This window comes from Sulfurimonas sp. HSL-1716, from assembly GCF_039645975.1.
Lineage (GTDB): Bacteria > Campylobacterota > Campylobacteria > Campylobacterales > Sulfurimonadaceae > Hydrocurvibacter > Hydrocurvibacter sulfurireducens.
The window spans coordinates 185,689-210,623 of the sequence record NZ_CP147918.1; the positions used below are offsets into that span (position 1 = coordinate 185,689).

Here is a 24,935-nt window from a genome sequence, read left to right on the forward strand (position 1 = left end):
GATGAAAAAAATAGTTGTTTTTGGAAATTGTCAAGCGGGGCAGATGGCACTTTTAATGTCACATTTCTTGCCGCAAAACGAGTATGAGATAATCAATCTTTCCAATAACTCCAGAACAGGTGATATGCTCTTAGGTGAAGAGATTTTAAATATTATACGTCTCGCCGATATCTTAGTGTATCAGCCTTTATCGTCCAAACATAATGAGTTGAGTGATGAAAATATCAAAAAAAATATAAAACACAAGAGTGTAAGTCTGACTTTTCCATATATATTTAACAGTGGTATCTATTCAATGAGTCATGCTCCGATGGCAGAAGGTAACAGTTATGGAAAGATATATGGTGAAGAAGCCATTATAAGCTTGATACAAAAACAACATACAAAAAATGAGATATTAGAAAAATACATGTCCGGTCATATCGATTTTGATTTACAAAATAGATTTCAAGAGAGCATCGATATCTTGGTTCAAAAAGAGTACGAGACTGATATTAAAATATCAGACTTCATTGAACAAAATTATAAAAAAGAGAAGTTGTTTATTACGCATAATCATCCGACAAACATAGTATTCTATGAAATAATCAAAAAGATTTTTACGATTTTAGAGATACCGTTTGATCAATCTAAAATAAAAAATTGCCGGGTTAATGATCTGTTTGAAACCAATTGTCCGATAACACCTTATGACATTGAGAGTCATGGATATCAATTTGTTCATCATAACAACTGGCTCGAAAAAGGTATAAAATTAATCGATTTAATTTGGAGCGAACATGCTCAACTTGACGCAGAAAAGGTAAAACATTGAAGCTATTGAGTGATGAAGATTATATAAAGCTAAGAGAATCTACACGTTTTGTGGAGAATGATCTGATTCTTTTCGATAAAAAGGTTTATATCCCGGACGTCGCATCTTTCTTCTTTTTACTCAAAGAGATATTTCAGCTGGAGATATACAAGTTTAGTACCCGGACAAAAAAACCTCTTATCATCGACTGCGGCGCAAATATAGGATTGAGTGTCATATATTTTAAAAGATTGTATCCTCATGCAAAGATCATTGCGTTCGAACCTGACAAAGAGATCTTTAAATATCTAAAGAGCAATGTGGAATCGTTTGGATACAAAGATGCCGAGCTTATAAATAAAGCTCTTTGGAATCAGGAGACGACACTGAGATTCTTTTCCGAAGGTGCAGACGGGGGAAGGATAGCAGCAGATGACGAAAAGCAGCAAATCATCGAGGTGCAGACGGTCAAGTTAAGTGAATATCTCAAAGATGTAAACGTAGATTTTTTGAAGATCGATATCGAGGGTGCTGAAACCGATGTGCTTTTAGAATGCCAAAACGAATTGAAAAATGTTGAAAATATTTTTATAGAGTACCATTCGTTTAGCGACAAACCTCAGACGCTCTCGACAATACTTTCTATTTTAGAAAAAAATGGTTTTAGATATTATATTGAACATATAGGTGTCAAATCCTCTCATCCGTTTGAAAGCATAACAGACTACGTCGGTTTTGACAATCAGCTGAATATTTTTGGATACAGAAAATGAAACTATTGAATTTGGGTTGTGGAAGCAGATACCACAAAGAGTGGATAAACTTAGATTTTAAATCAAACAATGAACATGTGCAAGCGTTTGATCTGCACGAGAAACTACCGTTTGAAGATGACAGTATGGATGTCATATACAGTTCTCATGTATTGGAGCATTTTTCAAAATGTGAAGCGCCGAATTTTTTAAAAGAGTGTTACAGGGTCTTAAAACCGCAAGGGATATTTAGGGTTGTCGTGCCTGATCTGGAACAGCTGATGAGAAGTTATATCGAATTCTTGGATAAAGCGAAAAAAGGCGATATCGATGCCGGACAAAAATATGAATGGATCATGATAGAACTGTTTGATCAGATGGTCAGAAATTATGGAGGCGGGGAGATGCTTGAGTATTGGAAGCAAAATCCGATGCCTCAAGAAGAGTTTGTTATCCAAAGAGTCGGTTCGGAAGTGAAAAATGTGCTTGAGAACATCAGAAAAGGCCCCAACAGCGTACCGAACAAAAAGTGTATAAAAAAAAGTGCAGATGAGATCGGTAAATTTAGAACTTCTGGAGAGGTACACCAATGGATGTACGATGAGTATTCTTTAGGAACTTTACTGGCCGACATAGGATTTCAAAAGATAAAAAGGGTTGGGTTCAATGAGTCCGATATCAAAGATTTTACGACGTACTGTCTGGATAATGAAGTGGAGGGCACCGTCAGAAAGCCCGATTCTTTATTTATGGAAGCGGTCAAGCAGTGAAAGTAGCACTTTTCTCGACAACCGATAACAGCGGAGGAGCGGCTCGTGCGACTTACAGGCTGAAGCGCGGGCTGCAAAATATGCAAAATATCGACATCGATTATTTTGTCTCACACAAAGCTGACGATCTCTCTCAAGCAAAAAAACTTGACTTTAAGAACGGTGATCTCAAGGAGGCGGATTCTGCATTTTATAGCAATTATATTGTAAAAAACAGGACGGCTTTGAGCAACACGCTTTTTTCTTTCTCATATGAGGATACGAGTTTACCCGGTCTGGATGAGTATGATGTGATTAACCTGCATTGGATAGAGTTCTTTTTATCTCTGAACAACCTATATGAATTAACCAGATCAAATAGACCGATCGTGTGGACCCTGCATGACATGAAACCTTTTACCGGCGGATGTCATTACAGTTCTACATGTAAAGGTTATGAAAGTGATTGCTCAGAATGTCCGCAGCTCATAAACGATAGTAAAAGCCTGCCAAAAACAGTTTTACAAGCAAAGCGGGAGATACTGAAAAATGCAAATATCACGATAGTGGCTCCCAGTCAGTGGCTTGCAGACGAAGCGAGAAAAAGTTCGTTGTTTAAAGATAAAAGGATTGAAGTCATACCAAACAGCATTGACAGCAGTGTCTTTAAAGCTATCGACAAAGCAGAAGCCAAAGGGAGTCTCGGGATAGATAAGGAAAAGATCGTTCTGACCTTCGGGGTCATGAATCACAGTGAAAAACGAAAAGGCTTTTTTGAACTGGTTGAAGCGATGAAAATGCTCAAAGAGAGGATAAAAGAGCTTGATGTCATCGGCCTCTTTTTTGGAGGAGAATGCAGCGACGACTTTCCTATCCCCGTGATTAATTTAGGTCTCGTAGATAACGACGAAGAGCTGAGCCGTATCTATAGTGCGGCAGATATCTTCATCCTGCCTTCACTCGAGGATAATTTACCAAATACCATTTTGGAATCTTTTTCGTGCCAAACCGCCGTAGTAGCGTTTGATACGGGCGGAGCACAAGATATAATAAGCGAGGAAAACGGCAAAATCGTTGCAAAAGGCGATATCAAAGCTTTAAGTGATGCTGTTTACGAGCTGATAATAGATAAAAAAAGCAGAGAAGATAAAGCTAAAAATGGTCGAGAACTGATAGTGCAACAGTATCAGCTCCATCATCAAGCAAAAGCATACAACAAACTCTTTGAAGAACTCAAAGAAGAAAGTTTTTACTACCAAGACAGAAATATTGATGTTAACAGTTATTTTGATGCTTTGTTAGGTTTAACATGTAGGAGTTTTCTGCCGACAAAAAAGCTGAGGTTTTCACAAAACTTCAATAAGTTTTTTGAACAGATAAACAGTATTGAAGAACAATGCATTATCTACGGACACGGAACGATCGGCAAAGTGATATATAAGCTTATCCCTGAAAAAATAGTCGCTTTTGTCGATATATCAAGTAATGTGATCTCTTGCGATATAGCAGTTGGTGCCGTGTACTCTCCAAAAAATCTACCGAATATGCAATATGAGAAGGTCATTATTAGCGTGTTTGGTCGTGAAGAGGAGATAATAAACTATCTTTTAAAAGAGTCTGGTGTTCAAAAAGATAGGATAATCACATTAGATATTTAAGCGCAGCATACCTAAATCGTTATAGATACAGATCAGTTGAGTGGAATGAGACTGTTGAAACAATTGTTTGGTTTATAAAGAGGAACTGTATCAGATGAAAAACATTGCCGTTCTTACAAATTGCCAAGGTGAGGTAATAAAAAATATTTTAAAAGAGCATCTCAAAGATAATGTCACTTTTTTTGATGTGCCGCTTGTACATACTATCGCGCAAGATGAAATAAAAAAAGATGAAGTATTGCAATTGCTAAATGATGCTGATTTAATTATCACACAACCTTTAGGAAATTATTTTACATCAATAAGTCTGAAAAACATAAAAGAAAAACTTGATAAAAATTTATTTGTTTTTCCGTCTATATATTTTCAAGGATATAATCCTGAGATGTTTTATTTTAAAAATCTTAATGGTTTTAGTAATTTAGATTTTCCTGCACATTATCATGATCTGGTGATTTTTATCGGCTATATGAAAAAATTAACGAAAAAACAGCTTGTTGATATTTTTTATGATGATGATTTCTATTATAGCGATATTCTCAAAAAGATGTTTGATGACAGTATCTTGACATTACAAGAGTATGAACTGGAGTGTGATTTGTCTGTCTCATCCATCATTGAAAATAATAAAACAAAAAAACTGTTCTATACCTGTAACCATCCTACGACCGATCTTTTAAATTATGTATCCAGAAATATATTGGATTATTTGGACTATACGGGTACATTTACACCTGCACAGACCGCTTTGGATTGGATAAGATATCCATCTTATGCATCGGTTGCCAAATTTTACGGGTATGATTTTGAGAGCATGTATCATATTAATGGCAGGGAGTTCTCGCGCGAAGAGATGATAGAACAGTATTTTGATTTTTATGATTCCAGAAGCGATACGGAGCTTGAATATAATTTGAATTATATAATGAATTCGAGGGGCGGAATATATAAGATTATCGGAGACTTTATGCGTGAGAAGTTTTAATCCTATGGTCAATACGGTATTTACAGCTATAATAAGACGAGAAAAACTCTGTTTATTGAAAAAAGGGCGAAAGGTTTTCAGGTGAATAATGCACAAAAAATTACAGTAATCACGATAACTTATAATGCAGAAAAATATTTAGAGAAAACTATTCAAAGCGTGATCAATCAAGACTATGCCCATATAGAATATATTATTATTGACGGCAAAAGCAGTGATGGAACTGTTGATATCATCAAAAAGTATGAAAAAAATATATCTTATTGGATAAGCGAAGCGGATGGGGGGATATATTATGCAATGAATAAAGGCATAGAAGTCGCAACCGGTAGCTGGGTCAACTTCATGAATGCAGGAGATACGTTCGCAAGCAGCAATACGATTTCATCGATTTTTAATCATGATCTATCCGACTATGACGTCATTTGCGGAGGTGTCAATATAATAGAGAATGATGAAATCATTTTCTATGAGCCGGCACAGTCCTTAGATGTGATGGAAAAAAGATTTCCATGCAATCATCAATCGATGTTTACCAGAATCGATCCGCTGAAAAGATATAAGTTTAATACAACCTACAAGATCGCCAGCGATGCCGATCTGATGATGAAACTTTATTACAACGGACATAAGTTTAAATTTATCGATATACCTATAGCCAATTACCTAAAAGAGGGATTCTGGGATGAAAACTATGTAAAAGCGTATGCAGAGTTGACCTATATCGTTTCAACATATAAAGAGGATCAAAACGATATTTATAAGCATACGGCATATAAAGGGCTGATCAAATTCGATAATAATCCAAATAGATATTTTGCGGATCTGGTGAATAGATTGATACAGGAGGTCGATTCTTTTCGTAATAGCTCTATCGCACTTTATGGGGACGGAAACATCACTAAATTTATTCTTCCTTTTTTAAATAGATCTGTGAAAGTGATTTTTGACATTTCAATAGATAATAGGATAGAAGGTGAAATCATAAAGGATAATCCAAAAAATATTCACAATTATGATTTTGAAAAGATAGTCGTGACAGTTTTGGGAAGAGAAGAGGAAATAATAAAATATCTGGTTGAACAATTACATGTCAACAGAAGTAAAATAGTTGCTTTTGATCTAAGTTATAAAGGTAATTGATGAAGAAAACGGCGCTTATAACCGGCATTACCGGACAGGACGGGTCTTATTTAGCAGAACTTCTGATTTCAAAAGAGTATGAAGTGCATGCGATTGTAAGACGTGAAACTCTGGAAAATAGTGAAAAATTAAAAAATATCGCACATATAGAGAACAAGATCACTCTGCATGCGGGTAGTCTGAGTGATCATCTTTCCATATACAAGATATTTGCCAAAGTTTTGCCGGACGAGTGCTATCATCTTGCCGGTTCGACGTTTGTCGATTACTCTTTTGACGAAGAGTTTCAAACAATAAGCAGTAATTTTAGTTCTACACACTATTTACTATCGATTATTAAAGAGCTAAAGCCTGCATGTAGATTGTTTTTTGCCGGCACAAGTGAAATGTTCGGTGAACCGGTGGAGTTCCCACAAAATGAAAAAACACCGTTTAATCCAAAGAGCATCTACGGGATATCTAAAGTTTCAAGTTATTATCTAATAAAAAATTATCGTGAAAAAGAAAATATCTTTGCCTGCACCGGGATTATGTATAACCATGAAAGTCCAAGACGCGGAAATCAGTTCGTGACCAAAAAGATCGTTACGGCTGCCGTTAAAATTAAAAAAGGATTGCAAAAAGAGATCTTTTTAGGTAATCTAGATGCGAAAAGAGATTGGGGTTACGCAAAAGATTATGTTTTAATGATGTGGAAAATATTGCAGCAGGACAAAGCTGATGACTATATCATGGCAACAGGGAAGCTTCACAGCGTCCGGGAGTTTTTAGATATAGCGTTTTCATATCTTGGACTGGATTATAGGGATTATTTTAAGATCGATCAAAGATTTTTTAGGGCGAGTGAAAAGCTGCCGCTTTGCGGAGACACTGAAAAATTGATTTCGGCTATCGGATTTCAACACACAAAGAGTCTGCACGAAATCGTTGAAGAGATGATAGAAGCGGAATTAAAAGGATACGAGTGAAGAGTCTGCTAAAATCAATGTTGCGATAATCATGAATACTACAGAAGGTTGTATAGAAGTATGAAAAAAATTTTATATATAGGGCTTGAGTTCCATAAAAAAACATTGTCCACAAAATTTTTTATAGACATACTCGCAAAGCATTATGAGATAGATTTCATTTGGTGTGGGCAGTTTGAAGCATCTTTAGATGTGATGAACTCGCCTTTGATACATTCTGAGTATGATGCAGTGATATTGTTCCAGATTATGCTTACAAAAGAGAAATTGCAGTTTTTCAAATGTCAAAATATTATTTTAATACCTATGTATGACAATGATTTGAACATTACATACGGCAAGTGGAGACAGTTCGCAAAATACAAATTTATCAACTTTTCCAAAACGCTTTACGACAAGTTCTCGTTTTTAGGGGTTACAGATAATCTATATGTCCAGTATGCTCCCGACGTTGACGACAGCATACCTTCGGCTGTTTCAACAAAAGCAAAACTTTTTTTTTGGCAAAGAGGCAATGCGATAAACTTTGAGCTTATCAAAAAGCTTCTGGACCTCGATCAAATAGAATCGATCCATCTTCACAGGCTCAACGATAATGTCCAAAAAGATATATTTTTTAAACCGCCAAGCAAAGAAGAGATCGAAAAATATAATATTACCAGGACAAGTTGGTTTGAAGATAAAGAGGATATAAAAAGAGTGATGCAGGGGTGTGATATATTTATCGCTCCACGACTTTATGAAGGTATCGGACAAGCGTTTTTGGAAGCTATGAGCTATGGCAAATGTGTAATATCGCCGGACCATCCTACAATGAATGAATATATTGTAGACGGAGTGGACGGATTGCTGTTTGATTATCACGATCCCAAACGAATAGATATCTCGGATTTTAAACTGCTGGGATCAAATGCCAAAAAAAAGATACGGCAGATCCATGAGAACTTCGTATCTCAGGAGAACGAGATCATAAGCTTCATTCAACAGCCTATGACAGATCTGGATGAGAGGAAACTTTTATCCGAAAATATCCGGGAGTTGAAAAAAAGTTTACAGCCAAGCAATTATTTTGTAGCCGAAGACCTGAAGATGGGTTATTATAATAATAATCTTAGTATGCTTTTTTCAAAATATCTAAATGTTTTGCATCAAAGATTGAAAAATGCGGATACAAAGTTCGTTATTTACGGAGCGGGAACGGGCGCGTCTTTACTGCTGAGCATAGAAAGCAAAAAGTGCGAATATATTGTAGACAGGGATCACAGTAAGCACAACACCTGTTTAAACGATATAAAAATATTTTCGCTGGACAAATTAAGAGAAGAAAAAGAACCTAAAGATGTACTCGTGAGTGTATTTGGAAGAGCGATCGCGATCATAAGAGAACTAAAAGGAGATGAATCCTTGAGTCGTCATAACTTTATATCTCTGGACATAGACCCTTTTTACGGAGAGCTGATTGAATAGTAAAAATTTATTGTTCGTCCGACCGGACCACATCGGCGATTACATCATTTTCAGAAATATTATGTATGCGATAAAAAAGAGCAGCAGGTTTAAAGATTATAAGGTATTTTTTGTAGTCAACCAAAGAGTAAAAGAGTTAGTAGAGTTCTTTGATCCTGACTTGGCCGACGGATATTTTTATGTGGATCTGCAAAAATATATTTTGGGTCAATGGTACTATGAAAGGAAAAATCAGGAGATCTGTCAGTATCAGTATGATACCGTGATCAATGCGATGTTTGCCAGACATGATGCACTGGAACGGTTCATCGGTTCCGTAGATGCCGGAGATAAAATACTTGTCAAAGACAGGGTACATCAAAACAGATTATTTGATGCTGCTGCTTTTGATAAAAATTATATGTCGGTGTATGATATAACAGATAACAAAGTCTTCGAGTTTGACCAGTTAAAGAGTGTTTTTGAAACTATTTTAAATGAAAAGATCTTACAGGCGAAGCCTGCCCTACATTTACCGGATTCTTGGCAGATGCAGATCAATTTTGATTTTGATTATATTGTGGTATTTATCGGTGCAGATGCGGAATATAGAAAATGGAGTGTCTATAACTATATAGAACTGATAAGATATATTTTACATGTAACGGATCTGGCAGTCGTCTTGTGTGGGGGAAATGAAGAGTCTGATGATGCGGATGCAGTCGCAGCCGCGGTAGCCGGCAAGAAGTTTTATAATCTTGTAGGCGAGACGTCTCTGGTCGATGTTGTGGCTTTAATTTCAAATTCGAAGCTGATGATCTCAAACGAGACTGGTTCCGTGCATATCGCTGCAGCTCTGGATAAGCCTGTTTTCGTCCTATCAAATGCAAATCATTTCGGTAAATTTACGCCGTATCCGGCATCCCATGTACAAAACTATTTTGCTTTATACCCTTTTGAATATGATGAGAATAGTTTTATGAAGTATAAAGAGCTTTATTATAACGGTTCGGCTTTGGATATCAATGAGATCGGAATCGATCAAGCGGTATCAAAATTAAATGAGATATTTCAACAGGTGGGTATCTCTTTTAGCTCGGAAGATGTACGACAAACAGAGGCTGAAAAACAGTCGTATCTCATACCCAACCAAATAAAAAGAAATTACGGGTTCGCATCGGATTACAGTCTGATCTTTGCAGAGATAATGAACTTAAAACAAAGCGGCAGCAGATTTGTCATATACGGTAACGGTTCTTTTGGTCAGACAATTGATAAGTTTTTAGGCGATGCATGTATCGCAATAGTGGATAACAATTCATCTTTGGTAGGTCAAACGGCAGATAAAAAGAATATCCATTCTCCTAAAAGCCTAGAATATATCGAGTTTGATAAGATCATTATCAGTTTGCTTGGAAGAGAGAACGAGATCATAAAGGACCTGGTTGAAAAACATCATGTTGCACATGAAAAGATAATAAAGTTCAAGATAAGACAAAAAGGAAGATATGAGATATGTTAGAGCAAAGCAAAGCAGCCAGAAGACGTTTTTATAATGGCAATTTTCATAACAGATATTTTAATGGTGAGGGGATCGACATCGGCGGCAAACCCGATCCGTTTTCCCAGTATATAGGAGTGTTTCCGCTAGTCAGATCCGTAAAGATCTGGGATCTAGAGGATGGAGACGCTCAAAAAATGCAGAACTGCGAAGATGAAAGTTTTGATTTTGTAGTATCCAGCCATTGTCTGGAGCATATGGTCGATGTGTATGAAGCTTTCCAAAACTGGCTGCGCATAACCAAAAAAGGCGGCTATCTTATCATTACGGTCCCGGATGAAGATATGTATGAACAAAAACAATGGCCGAGCGTCTATAACACGGATCATAAGCATACGTTCACGATCCAAAAAAGTCAGAGCTGGTCTGAGCACTCTATCAATATCTTTGATCTGCTGCGTAAGTTTCAGGATCATATAGAGATTGAAAAAGTAGAAAAGATCAGTGAGTTCTATAATCATAATCTGTATCGGGCAGATCAGACTCTGCAGCCAAATGTGGAATCGGCGATAGAGTTTATAGTAAGAAAAAAGAGCGACTTGCAGATCATAGAGATCCAAAAAGAAAGATCTCACCTGGAACCAAAGATCGAGGACAGATTTCCAAATGAGTTCAGCGAACTGCTCACGGGTATCCAAAAACTGAAAAATCAAAATAGCAGGTTTGTTGTCTACGGATACGGGAACCTCGGACGGATGTTAGATGATCTTCTCGGCGATAAAATCGTCGGATTTGTCGACGGCATCAGCGATCTGACGGATACGCACAGTAAACGCGATGTCGTATATTCGGTGAAGAACCTTCAAAACATGGAGTTCGACCACATCATCATCACTCTTCTCGGCCGAGAAGAACAGATCGTTCAAGAGCTTTGCAAAACATATCATCTTGATAATGACAAGATAATCTTATTGAGGTAGTTTATGAGTCTATTAAATATAAAAGAGAGATATGTTTTCTCCAGATATCTTAATGAGCTAAATAGAGAGATCGAAGCTTTTCGTCAAGCAGATGGAGAGTTTATTTTATATGGTTTCGGGATAGTAGGCGAGTATATATACTCTAAAATATCGGAGAAGATTTCTAGTATCGTGGATATGAGATATTTGGAAATTTCAGATCTTACGGGTTTTGAGAGAGTATATGCCCCGACAAAACTACCGTATCTCGAACATAACAAAATCATCGTGACTGTTTTGGGTCGGGAAGAGAAGATTATCGACTATCTTATCAATGAACTGAACATTGATAAAGACAGGATATCGGTCATTAAAATAGGGAAGCAGTTTTCCAAGGTGGGGTATGAAAATATCTTTTCAAATGCAAATTACGCACCATGGAAGATAGATAACAGTTTCTTTGAGACTTTCGAGATCATTTCGACTCATACCCTTGTCGATATTTATAAGGCTTATGAGTTATGGGAATTAGTTCAACAAACCTCTAAACTTGCAGAAGGAAGTCTTATAGAGGTTGGTGTATGGAGGGGCGGAACCGGTACACTCATAGCAAAGCGGGCTCAAGATTGCGATATACGTGAGCATATATATCTATGCGATACTTTTTCAGGTGTCGTAAAGTCCAGTGAGCATGATACATATTACTTCGATGGAGAACATGCAGATACTAGTATAGAGTATGTTGAAGATTTAATACGTAAGTTGGATTTGAAAAATGTCGAAATATTGACAGGTATCTTTCCTGATGATACATCTTTTGTAGTTAAAGATAAGAAATTTCGATTTTGTCATATAGATGTAGATGTATATAAGTCGGCGATAGATATTGTAGATTGGATATGGGAAAGATTGGTAGTCGGGGGTATGATAGTCTTTGATGATTACGGTTTTGAGTCTTGTGACGGAATTACAAAGTTTGTAAATGAACAAAGACAATTGACTGACAGAATGGTTATATATAATCTTAACGGGCATGCCATAGTTATTAAGATTTCCTAAAAACAGATGATACGAATCTCTTTTGATAGATTTGAAAGCTTTGCAGAGATCTCTTTTGAAAAGGCAACGGATGCGATCAAAAAATTTGATTCTCCTTTTAAAAGCGCTTGTTTTGCAGTGATGACCTCATAGTTATAAAGAGTGAAGTTCCCGTTCTCCGCTTTTGAATCTATGAGATAGTTGATCTTTATGCCCCGTCTTAACAGTTCGGGCATGACCAATAATAGAAAATCTCCCGTGCCGTAGATAGAGAGAGATCTGAGCGAACCGTTACTGTCGATTTGAAGCAATATGTTCTCCAATGCAAAATCATTTATGTTTTGTTTGTATATATATCTGTTTTGCTGAATATACTTGATGTCTGTTTTTCCTGCAGCACCTTGTGGCCATGGCAGTTCATCGAAGTATCTGGACAGGTCGTCATAAAAATCATTCATGACATTTTCAAGACCGTTGCGATTTAAAAAATCTAAACCTCTTTTATCGATTATTTTCTCTGTATTTTCCGCGGTATAGTTGAGCTCAAGAGGCAGGTCTCCAAGTTGTTGTATCTCCATGTATGTCGGAAAGTCTACTATTCTTGACAGCAGTTTTAAGATATATGATTGTTCATACTGCAATTCGTTTGAACCGTACTTTTGTATCACTTCAAAATACGCGTCTATGCCGGCATCAAAAGCGTTTATGATCGATCGATATTCTTGGGATAGAGAGTTTTCGCTCAGAATAGGGATGATCTGATGATCATGTTTCTCAAAAGAGATAGTGGTATTCTCTTCGCCGTTAAATAGAAATTCAAAAATATCGGGCGATCTTCTAAACAGCTGCGTATTTCTGTAAGTCTCATTCGTAAGCGGCAGGAAAGGAAAGAGTCTTGTCTGTACTCTTTTTTCAAATGCGTCCTCGGAGATATAAAAAAGAGCATGCAGCAACGTGACGTTGTGTTTTAAAAAGCCGTCTATAATCCCTTGAACCGTCCCTGAACCGCCAAAATCGAGCAGCATAGACCCTTTGGTTATCTTTAGCTGTTTGAGATACTGGCTAAAGATGCGTTTTTCTTTTTGAATATTGAGTCTGATAACCTCTTTTTTATCTGCCAGATCATTTTGTATCTTTTCTAAGGTGTCATTGTCCAGGTCAGATATAAAAACACTAGAGTAAGTTTTTAATTGCGTATTGTCAAGATCAAGTTTAAAGATCTTGTAAAAATCGTTCACGGACAATTTTCGGAAATTAAAGAAGGTCAGATCATTAATAGCGATATTGTCTTCATCGAGGGTTAAAAGATAGGTGGCAACCCTTGAAGCGTAGATATGGTCAAGAGAGAGATCAAGACCGTTTTGCTGCAGCAAAATATTTATATATTTATTGAATATTCTTCCTTCTCTCATGATGCTGTATATTTTTTTAATATTGTTTTTCTTTGCCGTATCTATGACCCAGCTGCTAAACGAATGCAGTAAAGGTCCTCCTGCAAAAGCACCGAAATTATAATAAAACCTCTCTTTTTCACCCTCATACGGATTTAAGAGGGTTGTTAAAATCCTAAGCGGGACGATCTTGGCGGGATGCGTGAACTTTGTGTAGTAGTTTTCGTGTCGGAGCATACTTTTCATATAGTGGTCAGCATCATATAAAAGGGTGGCTATGCCAAGAGCGTTCGCCATTGTAAAATCAGTATGCTGGTTATCTCCTATGTGGAGCATTTCATGGGAGCGTATCTGAAGTCGGGAGAGAACCTCTAAATAGAGTGCACCTGTATGTTTGCTTTTATTAAACTCTGAAGATATGAACAGATCGCTGATAAATGTTTTGTGTTTAAGCTTGCTAAGGGCAATTTTTCCGATATCGCTTCTACTAAGATACATATCTGAGATCAGTATGATCTGTTTGTTATGGTCATGTGCAATTTTAATCCATCTGTCAAGTTGGTGATTTACAAAGAGCGATCTTTTTTCTTCATGAAGTTCGAGCTTTATGATTTTTAAACGTTGTTTTTTTGTCAAATAGCTGAATTCATCATATATCTCATCGATTGCAACGGCGTCTTTTTTCAATTTTTTCTTGGCAGATTTTTGCGCTGCAATCCGAAAGTTTGTAAATGTGTGTTCATCTTGAAAAATATTTTTGACATAGGGATCTCTTCCAACTGCCAAGAAGATCTCTTCGTGGTTTAGGCTTTCTCGAAATACAAGAGTTTCAAAAATATCAAATGACACTACTTTAATATCAGGATCTTGTAAAAGCTCCAAAAATCTTTTTTCAACGGTGCTGCTGCTGCAAAGAGAAATAAATTTTTTGTTAGAGTTCATTTTGCTGCTCTTTGAATGAAAGTAGTGTCTCATAAGTCGAAGTGACATCGCTTTGGTCGAAGATAGCTCTGGCTTTGTCTGACCACAAAATCTCTTTATCCACGTAGACGGGTTCGTTTACGGTTTTCGTTTTGTTCTCTTCATTGATGATTTCGTCATACAGATTGTCCATATCTGCAGCCGTAGTATCTAATTTGAACAGATCGATGATCTTTTGCAAGATTTTTAAACCCTCCTCTTTGTTCAAAAACTCTTTAAAATTCAAGATATAAAGATTCGCATCGTTGGGTAAGGTTTTTGTCGCTATCTTATTGTAGAAATTATGCATCTCGCGGAAGATATTTTCCGTATGGATCAGATTTTTTTGCAGATAGTGTTCAAAGGCCAGAGTATCGTCTTTGATGACCTCTTTTGATACCCACTGAATATCATCTCTTCTAAACCTAAAATCGATGAACTCAGATTCTACGACCTCTTTTGGATCCCTGATCGAGAGGAGAACATTGAGATTTTGCCATTGGTCTTTTCTAAAATGAAAAGGTGTCATATGACCGAACAAAAAGCTTCCCTCTGCTATCTTATCCAGCAGTTGATCTGAAGGAGATTCTTTTGACTGCCTGCTCGGAGACGATATATTATCGTTCATGCCGGCAGCTTTCGTATCGAGGTACTTACCGGGCTTGATATGATAACCCGTGTTATGGACTCCTGCTTTTTCCAAAAGAACGGCTAAAAGATATGTACCGGCTTTTGGAACGGTGTATATGTAGTATTTCATTTGATGTTCAGTTCTTTAAAGAGAGTCGTAAACTTATGTTGCAACACAGGTTTTGTGATGTTGTCGAACATGGTCATAAAAGATCCGTAGCTTTGAACATTTATCTTATCGGCATCGTCTGCGATACAGTTTCCAAAAGCGTCTATGTATGCACCGCACTCATCGTAATCTTTATAATTGGTTATATGCTCCACGCTTTGAATGACCATGTCATACTCTGACAGGTCGCCGATCTCTTTGGTCGCATATGCATTGTCTATATTATCCAGGATCGATGAGACGTATTCAAACTCTAAGTATTTTGCCAAAACGGTTATTTTAGCATCCGTATGCATTCTGATATTGACGATTGTCTGTTGAAAGTCCACGCTGTCGATGTTGTCTATGATCAAAATATCCTGTTTTGTCGAGGAGAGCTCATATATCTTGTTGGCCGCTTCTTTTTTCGGGTATATTCCACTCCACTGCGCACCGAGTCTTTTAGCATAGGCATCGTCTATGCCTATAAGCATAGAGCGGACCGAACTTGTTTGACCTTTGAGATTGGCAAAGAACATCATCTTGCTTATCTTGCTGCTGACTTCGTTGATAAAATGTTCAAGCTTGTCGGGCGAGATGTTCTTGAGAAAAAAACGCGTCATGTTCCTGTAATAATAATAGTGATACATCGTATTGGTAGCTATTTTTGCGCCGCCTTTATGCCAAACGAGGGAATCTTTAAAAGCCACGATCTTATACCCTAAGTCTTTCACCCGTGTACACCAGTCGATATCATCCAAATAGATAAAATAATCTCTGTCAAAAATACCGGCTTTTTGTAAAACTTCACCGGTAGTCATAAGGCAGCAAGCAGGTACGTAATCACACTCGATCTGTTGGGGGATAATTGGATTTTCAATGTTAAAATCTTTATAATTAAGTTTTAGGATATAGTTTTCCCAATCAAGCATAGCGCCTACTTCTTGTACGTTTTGAGGATTATCCATCTGAAGGATGGTAGAACCGGCTACTCCGATTGAGCTGTCGTCATTGAGATGCTTGATTAAATTTATGAAATTGTTTTTTTCCACTTTTGTGTCATTATCGAGTAAGCTGACATATCGGTATCCATGATCAAGAGCATACTGCATCCCTTTTGCAAAACCGCCAGCACCTCCACTGTTCTCGTTGTTTCGTATTAAAATCACATCGGGAAAATGTTTTTCGATCATATCCGCACTGCCGTCGTTTGAAAGATTGTCGACGACAATGATATCTTTGGAATAGTTTTCAAATACCGCATTTGAAATGGAGTGTAAACACTCTTTTAAGTATTCTACTTTATTGTAATTGCATATTACTATCGCTAAATCTTTCACTCAAAACCTTTTAAAATATTTTTTGCTTTTTCGTTATCAAAGAGTTCATTCAAACCATCTAAATAAGAAAGTGTAGAAAACTTTATTCGTCTTAGTTTATTATCGTCATAAAGTAAAATATCTTTCATTAAATTCAGATATTCATTAAATAATTTAAAATAAAAAGATATTTTACATGTAGAGTATCGTTTGGCCAGATAGATGCTGTTTCTTCTGCCGAAATATTTTATCCAGAGTTTATCATATCTGATACGGTTCTTTTTAAACCATAAAAAGCTCTTTTGGATCTTCTCTTCCTGTCGCTTCTCTTTGTGGTAGATGATGCTTTGCGGGATCATCAGTATCTTTGAAAGCTTTGAAAGGCGCATACAGTATTCGGTGTCGTCAAAGTGGATAAAGAACTCATCTCTTGGAAAACCGATCCGTGTAATGGAATCTATGGGTATCAGTATTCCCACAAATGAAGCCATGTCGATCTCGACGCTCTCTTTGTCGTATTCTTGCAGAGGGAGTGCTTTTTGGGGCGTCGGATAGATATCGCACCAGTCAAAACGGCCTCGATGCGATGTTTCTTGCAGCTCGAAATTATTATAGACTGCCGATGCAAAAGCGCTGTGTTTTTGATCCAAATAGGGTACGAGTTTTTCAATGGCATCCTCTGCGGGCTGGGCATCGTCGTCTAAAAGATAGTAAAAATCGTGCTTGTTTTCGTATGCCGTTTTTAGCCCGTGAGCAAATCCGCCTGCCCCGCCGATGTTGCGATAGAGTTTTACGTACTCTATCTGCGGATGCGCCAAATACCCTTTTACTTCCAAACTTTCATGTGTACCGTCGCTGCTGTTATTGTCGATAAGATATATTTTTTTGAGTGCATACGTCTGCTTTAAAAGTGCGTCCAAACACTCCAAAAGCAGCTCTTTGCGGTTAAATGTGACGACTACGGCACAGATGTCATGCATCGGCAAATCTTTCTTCGAACACTTCCAATGCGCGCAATACGATGTCGTCCATATCGTAGTATTTATACTCCGCCAGACGCCCTACGAGAGTGAGATTTTTGAAGCTTTGCGCATACTTTTTATACTCTTCATAGCGTTTTTGATTTTCATCCGTGAAGATCGGATAGTAAGGTGTGTTCTTTCCGTAGACGAACTCTTGCGGATACTCTTTTGCTATGGTCGTTGATTCGTGTTTTGCGTCATACATCTTTTTAAATTCGGTGATACGGGTATAATCATAATCGTTAGGATAGTTCGTCGTCGTGGCATTTTGAAAGGAATCCGTTTCGTGGTTTTCAAACACCAGCTCTATCGAACGGTAGGGAAGCGTGCCGAATCTAAAATCAAATAGCTCATCGATCATTCCCGTAAAGACGACTTCACCCTCAAGGAGGCGATCTTCAAATATAAAGTTCTCACCCTCTATGCGCAAGATGTCTTTGAACTCCGTGTTAAGGCGTATCTCTATATTTTCATGAGAAAGCATGTTCTCAAAAAGCTTTGCATATCCCTCTTGGGGCATCGCCTGAAATGGGTCGTGGAAATATCTGTCGTCTTTGCTGATGGCTACGGGAACCCTTGCGCTCACCGCAGGGTCAAGCTCTTCGATCTTTTTGCCCCACTGTTTTGCGGAGTAGTGCAAAAAGATCTTTTCGTAAATAAAATCAGCGATGAATCTGAGATCTTTGTCGGCTGTCTTTTGAAGTTCCAGGATCGTGACTTTTTTTCCGTAACCATAGGTTTCTACCAGGTTTTTTTCGATCGATTCGGCCATGAAACGGGGGAAAAGCTTGTGAAGGGTGTTGAGGTTAAAAGGGATCGGAACATAGTGTCCGTCTATGAATCCTTCTACTTTATGATGGTAATTATGCCATGAGGTGAACTGACTAAGAAAAGTCCATACTTTTTGACTGTCGGTATGAAAAAGGTGCGGACCGTAGTTATGGATGAGAATTCCGTGTTCATCGATGCTGTCAAAACAGTTTCCGCCGATATGGGGGCGTTTGTCTATGATCAAAACTTTTTTGTTCTGCCGGGTTGCCAGTTTGTGAGCTAGGACGCTGCCCGCAAATCCTGCTCCGACTATGATGACGTCATACATTGATATTCTCCCATGAAAGCGGTGTGCCTGCCTTTATATCGGTTAGTGCAATTTTACCCAAAATCTCTTCATAGTGTTTTGGATGCAGCCCGTCGCCCGGACGGATGCTTTTGATGTTCTCTTTTGTAAAGCTTTCGCCTTTTTTGATGTCGCGGCTGACATAGAGGCTTCTGGCGTATTTTTTGGATTTGTCGTCATATTTTACGTGTCCCAGCATCTTTTCGACGTTTCGCACGCTTTGCACCATCTCGCGCAGCTGAGAGGGCGAGAGTGAGAAGGCGCCATCGGGCGTTTCTATGTTTTCATCGGGGGTGAAATGTTTTTCTATCACTCTCGCACCGAGTGCCACCGAGGCGATGACCGCGTCGTTGCCAAGCGTATGATCGGAAAGTCCGACCTCCGCAGCGAATCGCTCTTTCATATCGGCGATGGTGAGCAGGTTCATGGATTCGGGTGCGGCGGGGTAGGCGCTTGTACATTTTAAAAGCACGATATTTTCATTGCCCTCACTCTTGCAGGCAGCGACTGCGAGCTCGATGTCTAGGGTATCGCCGACACCCGTGGAGATGATGACGGGCTTGCCTTTGGAAGCGGCATAACGGATAAGCGGGATGTCCGTTATCTCAAAGGAGGCTATTTTGTATGCGGGTACTTCTATCTTTTCCAAGACATCGACCGCCTGCAGATCAAAAGGCGATGAAAAAAGCAAGATGCCCAGTTCGTCTGCATACTTCTTTAACGGTTTGTGCCACTCATAAGGCATACATGCACGTTTGTAAAGGTCGTAAAGGTATTCGTCCTGCCACAGGTCACCCGCTTTGAACCTCTCCTCTTTGACATCAAGGGTAAGTGAATCCGGTGTGTAGGTCTGTAGTTTTACGGCGTCGCATCCCGCTTCATACGCGACTCTTACTCCCTTTTTTGCCAGTTCAAAATCTTGGTTGTGGTTTGCCGAGAGCTCTGCGATGATAAAGACTTTTTTGTCCGTGTCGTGTGTACCTATCTTCATTCTTTCTCTCTTAAAAGCAGTTTTGATATCTTCGCATCCGCTCTTTTATAATCTTCATATGCGAGTTCATAACTTTTATAAAGTTCATGCTCCTCTTTTTCTTTGTAACCCAAAGAGAGGTTAAAGCGTATTGCTCTTGGATTGTCGTGCATGATCTTGCATCTGAGAATCCTGTAATCTTTTTCGTTAAAAAGATAATCGTGAAACAGCGTGACTATCTTGTACGGCACGAGCGAGTTCTGCTTTGAAGCGTCGTAAAGGTAAAATCCGGTCTCTACGCTTTCACCGCGCTTGTTGAACCAGATAAGCCCGATGGGTTTCTCTTTGACTCGGATAACGAAATACTCATCCTCTTTTTTTGCCAAAGAGGCGAACCACGCTTCTTGCTGCTCTTGCGTGATGTGGCTTTGATCGAGTGCGTAGCGCTTTACTTCATCGCTGTTTCGCCAAAAGCGTACCGTTTCGATATCTTTGTGTTCGAGGGGCGTGAGTGCTATGTCAAAACCTTTAAGCGTCAAAGCCCGCCTTTGTCAGGATATCTTTTATGCTCACGCAGTTTTCAAGTTCGTCTATCTCCACGGACGCGCCTATTTCGTCAAATACACTCAGTGCACCGAGCATCGCAAGCGAATCCCATTCAGGGATATCGCACAGCAGTTCGTCCGGGTTTAAAGGGCGGTCAAGCTGTACCTCTTCGGCGAGGCGGATCAAGAATTCTTCTTCACTCATCATGCTTCCTTTTTGTAGATTAGAGTACGCGGTGCGTAGATATTGTCCGTTTGGATCACGGCTCCGCCCCAGCTTAGACCTATGCCGAATCCCGCAACGGCGATAGTGAGTTTCTTTGCGCTAAACTCCTCGTTTAAAAAGCCGTTGATAGTCCCGGGGATGGAAGCTGCGTTTTGGTTGCCGTAGATCTTTCCCGTTTCCATCGGCACTTTTTGCGGTGCCACTTTGAGGCGCGAGGCGATGGTTTTTAGGATGTAAGGATTTGCTTGATGCAGTACGAAATAGTCTATCTCGTCGTTTTGCAGTCCTGCAGATTCCACGACCTCTTTGATGAGCGGAGGCACGGTCTTGATGGCGAAGTTAAACACCTCCTTACCGTCCATAAAGAGATCTTCGTCGCGTCTTATACCGCCGTCTTCGCGAAGTTTTGCAACAAGCGTTTCATGTGTCGTGGGAGTTCGCGCTCCGCCTGCGGGGATAATGAGATGCTTGTATCCGCTTCCGTCGCTGTAGAGCGAGAAAAAACTTTTTGGTGCATCTTTTTTCTCGATGACTATCGCACTTCCCGCATCGCCCATCAAGGGAGTGAATATCTTATCCCGTTCCCCCGAGAAGTAGCTGTTGACGTCGCCTACGCACAAAAGTACTTTTTTCATGCCGCTGTTGACGTAGCTGTAGGCTGTAAAGAGTCCGTAGATAAAACCGCTGCATCCGAGGTTGATGTCAAAAGCTCCGCAGCTCTTCGGCAGTCCCAGACGATCTTGCATGATGATGGCGGTGGAGGGCGCTTTGAAGTCGGGACTCTGCGTCACGAACAAAAGCGCTTCTATCTCCTCTTTTTTGATGTCGGTGTTGGTAAAGATATCTTCCGCACTTTGCACGCACAGGTCGCTCGTACACACGTCTTCATCGGCGATGTAGCGGGTTTTCAGCCCTATGCTTCTTTGAAGTCTGCTAAATGAGTCGTCGTCAAACCCGAAACGCTCTTTTTCATCTTCAAGGTCGATGATGTTGCCACCCACCGTGGTCGCCATCGCCGTGACGGCGATGTTCTCAAAACTGATCTGACTCATCGGCAATCCTTTGCTCTAAAAATTTTTCCAGCGTCACTATCGTTTTAAAGGGAGTGTTCTTGGCGTCCATGCTTTCTTCGCTTGCCACGGCGATGTAATTTCCGGTGGCATCTTCGAGCGAGGATTCAAGCTCCAAGATCAGATCAAGCGTGCCCAGCGAATCGAGCAGCTCAAAGAGCGGCGTTTCGTCGTTCACGTTTTGCAGCTCTTCTATATTCAGCTCTTCGTTGATGTTTTTTACAGCTTTTAAAATAATCTCTTTAAGATCCATACTCTACCTTTATACTTTCATTAACATCGGCAAAACGCTTGAATTTATAATGTTTGCAATCGCCGTTTTTTACCGCTTCAAAACCGTTTTTCTCATAGAACTCTTCGACAAGCGCGTTTTTGTCCGTTTTGCAATAAGATGCGGTGAGATCTTGATGTCTGCGGGTGATGAAGTTCAAGACGCTCTCTTCGATCCCGCGTCCGAGCACGCGGCAGCTCATCAAAAAGGTATCTATATCGCCGTCCTTGATGATGACTACCCCGACGATCCCCATGTCACCGAACTTGTCTTTGACACTGAAGTCGTACACGAAACCGCTTTGCATCAGCTCTTTTACAAAGGAGAGTTCGTAGCGTTTGGTGGTAAGATTGAACTGGTTCGTTTTGTTAATCAGCTGCGTAATGCGCTCTATGTTCTTTTCGTTGTTGCATGTGACACCGATGCGGATGCCAAGCGAAGCGATGAAATCCTCTTTGCTGGGCATCTTTGAGCTTAGATCCAGACGCTCTTTCTCATCTTTGTAAAGTGTCGTCTTTTTTGCATCCTCAGCGCTTATGTGCAGAGTTTTTAAAGCGGTGATCTTCTTTAGCGTTTCGATGTTTAAAAGCGGGTTTGCCGGGTTCATTTTGTAACATTCTATCCCCATACGCTGGCGCATCTCTGCTAACTCCGCGTCGGAATCGTCGATGAAGATGATACCCGTTTTGGTGAGGCCGAGCTCCTTTAAAACGGCATTTAGGTTTTCGCTTTTGGAGTTCCAGTTCACTGCGTGCGCGACAAAATCATCAAGGCCAAGCGGCATCGTTTTTGTTTCAAACACTTCCTGCACGGCGTTTTCATCGTTCTTGCTGAGTAAAATAAGGATGATCCCGCTGTTTTTGAGCTCCAGCAGATACTCTTGAAACTTCGTGTAGACGATGCCGGGGTAGTTGTTGTCTATTTTGATCCCTCCCAGTCCGTCTTCGCCGATGATCCCGCCCCAGAGCGTGTTGTCGGCATCGACGGCTATCGCTTTGATGCGCGGAGCATCAAAAAGTGAGATAAGTTCTTGTATCTTTGCACTGAGAAGTTCTGTCGCAAGTTTTGTAAAGGGTGTCTGAAAAAGATAACGGTTCCTCTGGCTTATGAGGTTTTTTGTTCCGTGTTCTTTGCACATTGTGTAAAAATCCAAAACTGCAAGACCGTTTAGCTCCTCTTGAAGCGAAGCGATCTTGCAGTTTAGCTTTGCAAGTTCGAGTTCTTGGCGTATTTTGTCGGGAGTGAAAATATCGTTAAACTCTTCGTTTAGCGTGTTTATGATGATCTTTGCGCTGTTGTTCATCCTAAAATGAAGCAGAGCATTTTTTAAAACAGCGAAGCTTTCATCGTGATCATCGGCAAAAAAACTGCTGTCCAAAAGCAGTATTAACACTTGTTCATCTACCTTCGCATAGAGCGTATCGATAATCGTATCAAGCGGATAGTGCGTAAGAGAATACTCTTTTAAGAATCTGTCAAAGGGCTTTGTGACGGTATTTGACAAGAATGCGATGCTATTTGTATTCAATTATCAACTCCTTTGCCACACCATTTTTTTTAAAGCTGTATCTGTCTAAGACTCTTTTGATCTTGTAAGGGTGGTATTGTACAAAATTAAGCGCTTTTTTTAAAGCTGCAGGCGTAAAAACCTCTATGATGTTTTTAAGGTCTTGTCTTTTTAGTATATCGACGGTTCGTGCCTGATTTGAAGCGCATTTTATGGCGATAAACGGTTTTTTTAGGGCGAATGTCTCTAAAAGAGAGGTGCTCGCACTCGTGATGATGAGATCATGTGCTCTCATAAGCTCTGCCATCTCCTTTTCATCTATGACAAGCTCTTTGTCTCTGATCTTTAAAAAGGTGATCTTTTGGTTTGCAGAGGTCGTAACAATGGTCACGGACAGAGTCTTTTCAAGCGATAGAAGATATTTTTTCACACGAAGAGAGAGACCCAGCGGATCGCTTCCTCCAAGCGTTACAAGCACTTTTTTGTTTTTAAGAGAGTCAAGGGGAGTAAAACGGTTCTTATGAGATAAAAAATCATCTTTTAAAAGAGTGTATCTGGCTCCCGCAAGTATCTTTGTGTCTTTTAGATAGGAGTAGTCCTTTTCATCTGCGATAAAAGAGTGGTTTAAAACGATATCTGCACGATGTTCCTTGAACTCGTCGTCAAACACTAAAACACGGCAGAGCTCTTTGAGCTTTGCTTCGCAGTTTATATCGACTCCGTAGTGATCGATGATGAAAAGGGAAGGCTTCAGCTCTTTAGCGATCTCTATGAGTTCGCTGCAATCCATACTGCTTACGATCCTGCGGGCAAACCCGTTTTGCTCTATGAGACGGTTTTGGTTTCCTTTGAGTTCTTGCGTGATGTAGGTGATAGAAAAATCATTTCTCAATCCTTCTGCCAAAAGAAGCGTGCGCATAAGATGACCGAGACCGATGGCCGAAGAAGAATCCATTCTTATCAATATCACGCCCACAGGAGCAAAGTCCCTTTGTGCTGCGCTGGCCGCTGAGGCACTAAAGCTTGCCTCTTGCAAGGCAGATAAATTACTGTTTTTTTTGTTCGACATGCTTGTTCATTTCATAGATGTAAAGGTTTTGTTCCAGGGTCTCGATGAGCTTTTCGTAGCTGAAGTCCGTTTCGCAGTTCAGTTTTTCGTACAGCTCGGTTATTGCTTTGTAGTCATCTTCCTCGTCGAGTGTCAGACGGTATCTTGAATGGTCGTGAGAGTTTTTGTAAGACGCGCACTTCACGTTTTCTTTGATGTAGGGCGTGACATGTTCTTTGTGATGCTCTGTTATCGCATTCTCATAAGCTTCTTTGAGGTGGGCAAAGGAGAACACCTCCGTATCCATCCCGCGCGGAAAACCGCTCTGTTGACAGGCACAGACATACCGGGCATCGCTGTTTTTGTAAAACTCGATCGTCTTTTTTACGATCTGTGCGTCAATGAGCGGGCAGTCGCTTGTACAGCGCACGATGATGCTCTTTTCATCCGCGCCGAATTTTGAAGCACTGTGGTAGTATCGTGCCAAGACATCATCCGTATCGCCTTGGAAATATTTTACATGCAGACGTTTACAAAGCTCGACTATGGGCATCTGCGAGCCGTCATCCGTGGTAGCTACGATGATGTTTTCTTTAAACTCCTCCAGACGAGAGAGCATCACTTCCAAAATCGTTTTGCCGCACAGGGGAAGCATTACTTTGGCTCTTAGTCTGGTGCTGGTCATGCGGGCTTGAATGATGATATACAAATTCATAGTA

Annotated in this window: 24 protein-coding genes; 11 read left to right on the forward strand and 13 right to left on the reverse strand. The window is 39.7% G+C overall.

What is annotated here, in order from left to right:
• The first annotated feature begins 1 nt into the window (after position 1).
• The 11 genes from WCY03_RS00960 (at position 2) to WCY03_RS01010 (ending at position 12,013) form a co-directional block, all read left to right on the forward strand.
• Entirely contained in the window at positions 2 to 814 is an 813-nt protein-coding gene (locus tag WCY03_RS00960; protein WP_345993136.1) for a WcbI family polysaccharide biosynthesis putative acetyltransferase, read from the forward strand.
• Positions 811 to 1,566, forward strand: a complete 756-nt coding sequence (locus WCY03_RS00965) for an FkbM family methyltransferase (RefSeq protein WP_345993137.1) — start codon at positions 811 to 813, stop codon at positions 1,564 to 1,566. Before WCY03_RS00960 ends, WCY03_RS00965 begins: the two co-directional genes overlap by 4 nt.
• On the forward strand, positions 1,563 to 2,315 hold the full coding sequence (locus WCY03_RS00970; protein ID WP_345993138.1) for a methyltransferase domain-containing protein: 753 nt from the start codon (positions 1,563 to 1,565) through the stop codon (positions 2,313 to 2,315). Before WCY03_RS00965 ends, WCY03_RS00970 begins: the two co-directional genes overlap by 4 nt.
• Positions 2,312 to 3,952, forward strand: coding sequence for a glycosyltransferase (locus tag WCY03_RS00975; RefSeq protein WP_345993139.1), 1,641 nt, complete (start codon positions 2,312 to 2,314; stop codon positions 3,950 to 3,952). The genes WCY03_RS00970 and WCY03_RS00975 overlap by 4 nt, the downstream gene beginning before the upstream one ends.
• A gap of 94 nt (positions 3,953 to 4,046) precedes the next feature.
• Positions 4,047 to 4,937 (forward strand): WcbI family polysaccharide biosynthesis putative acetyltransferase, encoded by an 891-nt coding sequence (locus tag WCY03_RS00980; protein ID WP_345993140.1) that lies wholly within the window; start codon positions 4,047 to 4,049, stop codon positions 4,935 to 4,937.
• Between the two features lie 81 nt (positions 4,938 to 5,018).
• Entirely contained in the window at positions 5,019 to 6,080 is a 1,062-nt protein-coding gene (locus WCY03_RS00985; protein ID WP_345993141.1) for a glycosyltransferase family 2 protein, read from the forward strand.
• Complete coding sequence (locus WCY03_RS00990; RefSeq protein WP_345993142.1) at positions 6,080 to 7,048, forward strand: GDP-mannose 4,6-dehydratase; 969 nt, start codon at positions 6,080 to 6,082, stop codon at positions 7,046 to 7,048. Before WCY03_RS00985 ends, WCY03_RS00990 begins: the two co-directional genes overlap by 1 nt.
• 60 nt (positions 7,049 to 7,108) lie before the next feature.
• Positions 7,109 to 8,515, forward strand: a complete 1,407-nt coding sequence (locus WCY03_RS00995; RefSeq protein ID WP_345993143.1) for a glycosyltransferase — start codon at positions 7,109 to 7,111, stop codon at positions 8,513 to 8,515.
• Positions 8,508 to 10,016, forward strand: coding sequence for a glycosyltransferase family 9 protein (locus WCY03_RS01000; RefSeq protein WP_345993144.1), 1,509 nt, complete (start codon positions 8,508 to 8,510; stop codon positions 10,014 to 10,016). The genes WCY03_RS00995 and WCY03_RS01000 overlap by 8 nt, the downstream gene beginning before the upstream one ends.
• Positions 10,010 to 10,975 carry a class I SAM-dependent methyltransferase gene (locus WCY03_RS01005; protein WP_345993145.1) on the forward strand — a complete coding sequence of 322 codons (966 nt, stop codon included), beginning with the start codon at positions 10,010 to 10,012 and terminating at the stop codon, positions 10,973 to 10,975. The genes WCY03_RS01000 and WCY03_RS01005 overlap by 7 nt, the downstream gene beginning before the upstream one ends.
• 3 nt (positions 10,976 to 10,978) lie before the next feature.
• Positions 10,979 to 12,013, forward strand: coding sequence for a TylF/MycF/NovP-related O-methyltransferase (locus WCY03_RS01010; RefSeq protein WP_345993146.1), 1,035 nt, complete (start codon positions 10,979 to 10,981; stop codon positions 12,011 to 12,013).
• Here WCY03_RS01010 and WCY03_RS01015 read toward each other — a convergent pair.
• From WCY03_RS01015 to WCY03_RS01075, 13 genes are read right to left on the reverse strand one after another with little or no spacing between them, the layout of a single operon-like run.
• Positions 12,010 to 14,325 (reverse strand): HAD family hydrolase, encoded by a 2,316-nt coding sequence (locus WCY03_RS01015; RefSeq protein WP_345993147.1) that lies wholly within the window; start codon positions 14,323 to 14,325, stop codon positions 12,010 to 12,012. The two genes, WCY03_RS01010 and WCY03_RS01015, sit on opposite strands and share 4 nt — an antisense overlap.
• Complete coding sequence (locus WCY03_RS01020; RefSeq protein ID WP_345993148.1) at positions 14,315 to 15,103, reverse strand: hypothetical protein; 789 nt, start codon at positions 15,101 to 15,103, stop codon at positions 14,315 to 14,317. The genes WCY03_RS01015 and WCY03_RS01020 overlap by 11 nt, the downstream gene beginning before the upstream one ends.
• Positions 15,100 to 16,461, reverse strand: coding sequence for a glycosyltransferase family 2 protein (locus WCY03_RS01025; RefSeq protein ID WP_345993149.1), 1,362 nt, complete (start codon positions 16,459 to 16,461; stop codon positions 15,100 to 15,102). Before WCY03_RS01025 ends, WCY03_RS01020 begins: the two co-directional genes overlap by 4 nt.
• Positions 16,458 to 17,420 (reverse strand): glycosyltransferase, encoded by a 963-nt coding sequence (locus WCY03_RS01030; RefSeq protein ID WP_345993150.1) that lies wholly within the window; start codon positions 17,418 to 17,420, stop codon positions 16,458 to 16,460. The genes WCY03_RS01025 and WCY03_RS01030 overlap by 4 nt, the downstream gene beginning before the upstream one ends.
• A complete protein-coding gene (gene glf, locus WCY03_RS01035; protein WP_345993151.1) occupies positions 17,413 to 18,561 on the reverse strand; it encodes a UDP-galactopyranose mutase in 1,149 nt (382 codons plus the stop codon). Before glf ends, WCY03_RS01030 begins: the two co-directional genes overlap by 8 nt.
• Positions 18,554 to 19,570 carry a pseudaminic acid synthase gene (gene pseI, locus WCY03_RS01040; protein WP_345993152.1) on the reverse strand — a complete coding sequence of 339 codons (1,017 nt, stop codon included), beginning with the start codon at positions 19,568 to 19,570 and terminating at the stop codon, positions 18,554 to 18,556. Before pseI ends, glf begins: the two co-directional genes overlap by 8 nt.
• A complete protein-coding gene (locus WCY03_RS01045) occupies positions 19,567 to 20,088 on the reverse strand; it encodes a GNAT family N-acetyltransferase (RefSeq protein ID WP_345993153.1) in 522 nt (173 codons plus the stop codon). Before WCY03_RS01045 ends, pseI begins: the two co-directional genes overlap by 4 nt.
• A complete protein-coding gene (locus WCY03_RS01050) occupies positions 20,078 to 20,299 on the reverse strand; it encodes a hypothetical protein (protein ID WP_345993154.1) in 222 nt (73 codons plus the stop codon). The genes WCY03_RS01045 and WCY03_RS01050 overlap by 11 nt, the downstream gene beginning before the upstream one ends.
• A complete protein-coding gene (locus WCY03_RS01055) occupies positions 20,299 to 21,372 on the reverse strand; it encodes a ketoacyl-ACP synthase III (protein ID WP_345993155.1) in 1,074 nt (357 codons plus the stop codon). Before WCY03_RS01055 ends, WCY03_RS01050 begins: the two co-directional genes overlap by 1 nt.
• Positions 21,353 to 21,643, reverse strand: a complete 291-nt coding sequence (locus WCY03_RS01060; RefSeq protein ID WP_345993156.1) for a hypothetical protein — start codon at positions 21,641 to 21,643, stop codon at positions 21,353 to 21,355. Before WCY03_RS01060 ends, WCY03_RS01055 begins: the two co-directional genes overlap by 20 nt.
• Positions 21,633 to 23,189 (reverse strand): HAD-IIIC family phosphatase, encoded by a 1,557-nt coding sequence (locus WCY03_RS01065; RefSeq protein ID WP_345993157.1) that lies wholly within the window; start codon positions 23,187 to 23,189, stop codon positions 21,633 to 21,635. Before WCY03_RS01065 ends, WCY03_RS01060 begins: the two co-directional genes overlap by 11 nt.
• Positions 23,176 to 24,237 carry a UDP-2,4-diacetamido-2,4,6-trideoxy-beta-L-altropyranose hydrolase gene (gene pseG / locus WCY03_RS01070; RefSeq protein WP_345993158.1) on the reverse strand — a complete coding sequence of 354 codons (1,062 nt, stop codon included), beginning with the start codon at positions 24,235 to 24,237 and terminating at the stop codon, positions 23,176 to 23,178. The genes WCY03_RS01065 and pseG overlap by 14 nt, the downstream gene beginning before the upstream one ends.
• Entirely contained in the window at positions 24,215 to 24,931 is a 717-nt protein-coding gene (locus WCY03_RS01075) for a glycosyltransferase family protein (RefSeq protein ID WP_345993159.1), read from the reverse strand. The genes pseG and WCY03_RS01075 overlap by 23 nt, the downstream gene beginning before the upstream one ends.
• Between the last annotated feature and the right edge of the window lie 4 nt (positions 24,932 to 24,935).

Coding starts and splice junctions, on each gene's coding strand:
- WCY03_RS00960 (WP_345993136.1), top strand. CDS start 2: ATGAAAAAAATAGTTGTTTTTGGAAATTGTCAAGCGGGGCAGATGGCA.
- WCY03_RS00970 (WP_345993138.1), top strand. CDS start 1,563: ATGAAACTATTGAATTTGGGTTGTGGAAGCAGATACCACAAAGAGTGG.
- WCY03_RS00980 (WP_345993140.1), top strand. CDS start 4,047: ATGAAAAACATTGCCGTTCTTACAAATTGCCAAGGTGAGGTAATAAAA.
- WCY03_RS00990 (WP_345993142.1), top strand. CDS start 6,080: ATGAAGAAAACGGCGCTTATAACCGGCATTACCGGACAGGACGGGTCT.
- WCY03_RS00995 (WP_345993143.1), top strand. CDS start 7,109: ATGAAAAAAATTTTATATATAGGGCTTGAGTTCCATAAAAAAACATTG.
- WCY03_RS01005 (WP_345993145.1), top strand. CDS start 10,010: ATGTTAGAGCAAAGCAAAGCAGCCAGAAGACGTTTTTATAATGGCAAT.
- WCY03_RS01010 (WP_345993146.1), top strand. CDS start 10,979: ATGAGTCTATTAAATATAAAAGAGAGATATGTTTTCTCCAGATATCTT.
- WCY03_RS01015 (WP_345993147.1), bottom strand. CDS start 14,325: ATGAACTCTAACAAAAAATTTATTTCTCTTTGCAGCAGCAGCACCGTT.
- WCY03_RS01020 (WP_345993148.1), bottom strand. CDS start 15,103: ATGAAATACTACATATACACCGTTCCAAAAGCCGGTACATATCTTTTA.
- WCY03_RS01030 (WP_345993150.1), bottom strand. CDS start 17,420: ATGCATGACATCTGTGCCGTAGTCGTCACATTTAACCGCAAAGAGCTG.
- glf (WP_345993151.1), bottom strand. CDS start 18,561: ATGTATGACGTCATCATAGTCGGAGCAGGATTTGCGGGCAGCGTCCTA.
- pseI (WP_345993152.1), bottom strand. CDS start 19,570: ATGAAGATAGGTACACACGACACGGACAAAAAAGTCTTTATCATCGCA.
- WCY03_RS01050 (WP_345993154.1), bottom strand. CDS start 20,299: ATGAGTGAAGAAGAATTCTTGATCCGCCTCGCCGAAGAGGTACAGCTT.
- WCY03_RS01055 (WP_345993155.1), bottom strand. CDS start 21,372: ATGAGTCAGATCAGTTTTGAGAACATCGCCGTCACGGCGATGGCGACC.
- WCY03_RS01060 (WP_345993156.1), bottom strand. CDS start 21,643: ATGGATCTTAAAGAGATTATTTTAAAAGCTGTAAAAAACATCAACGAA.
- pseG (WP_345993158.1), bottom strand. CDS start 24,237: ATGTCGAACAAAAAAAACAGTAATTTATCTGCCTTGCAAGAGGCAAGC.
- WCY03_RS01075 (WP_345993159.1), bottom strand. CDS start 24,931: ATGAATTTGTATATCATCATTCAAGCCCGCATGACCAGCACCAGACTA.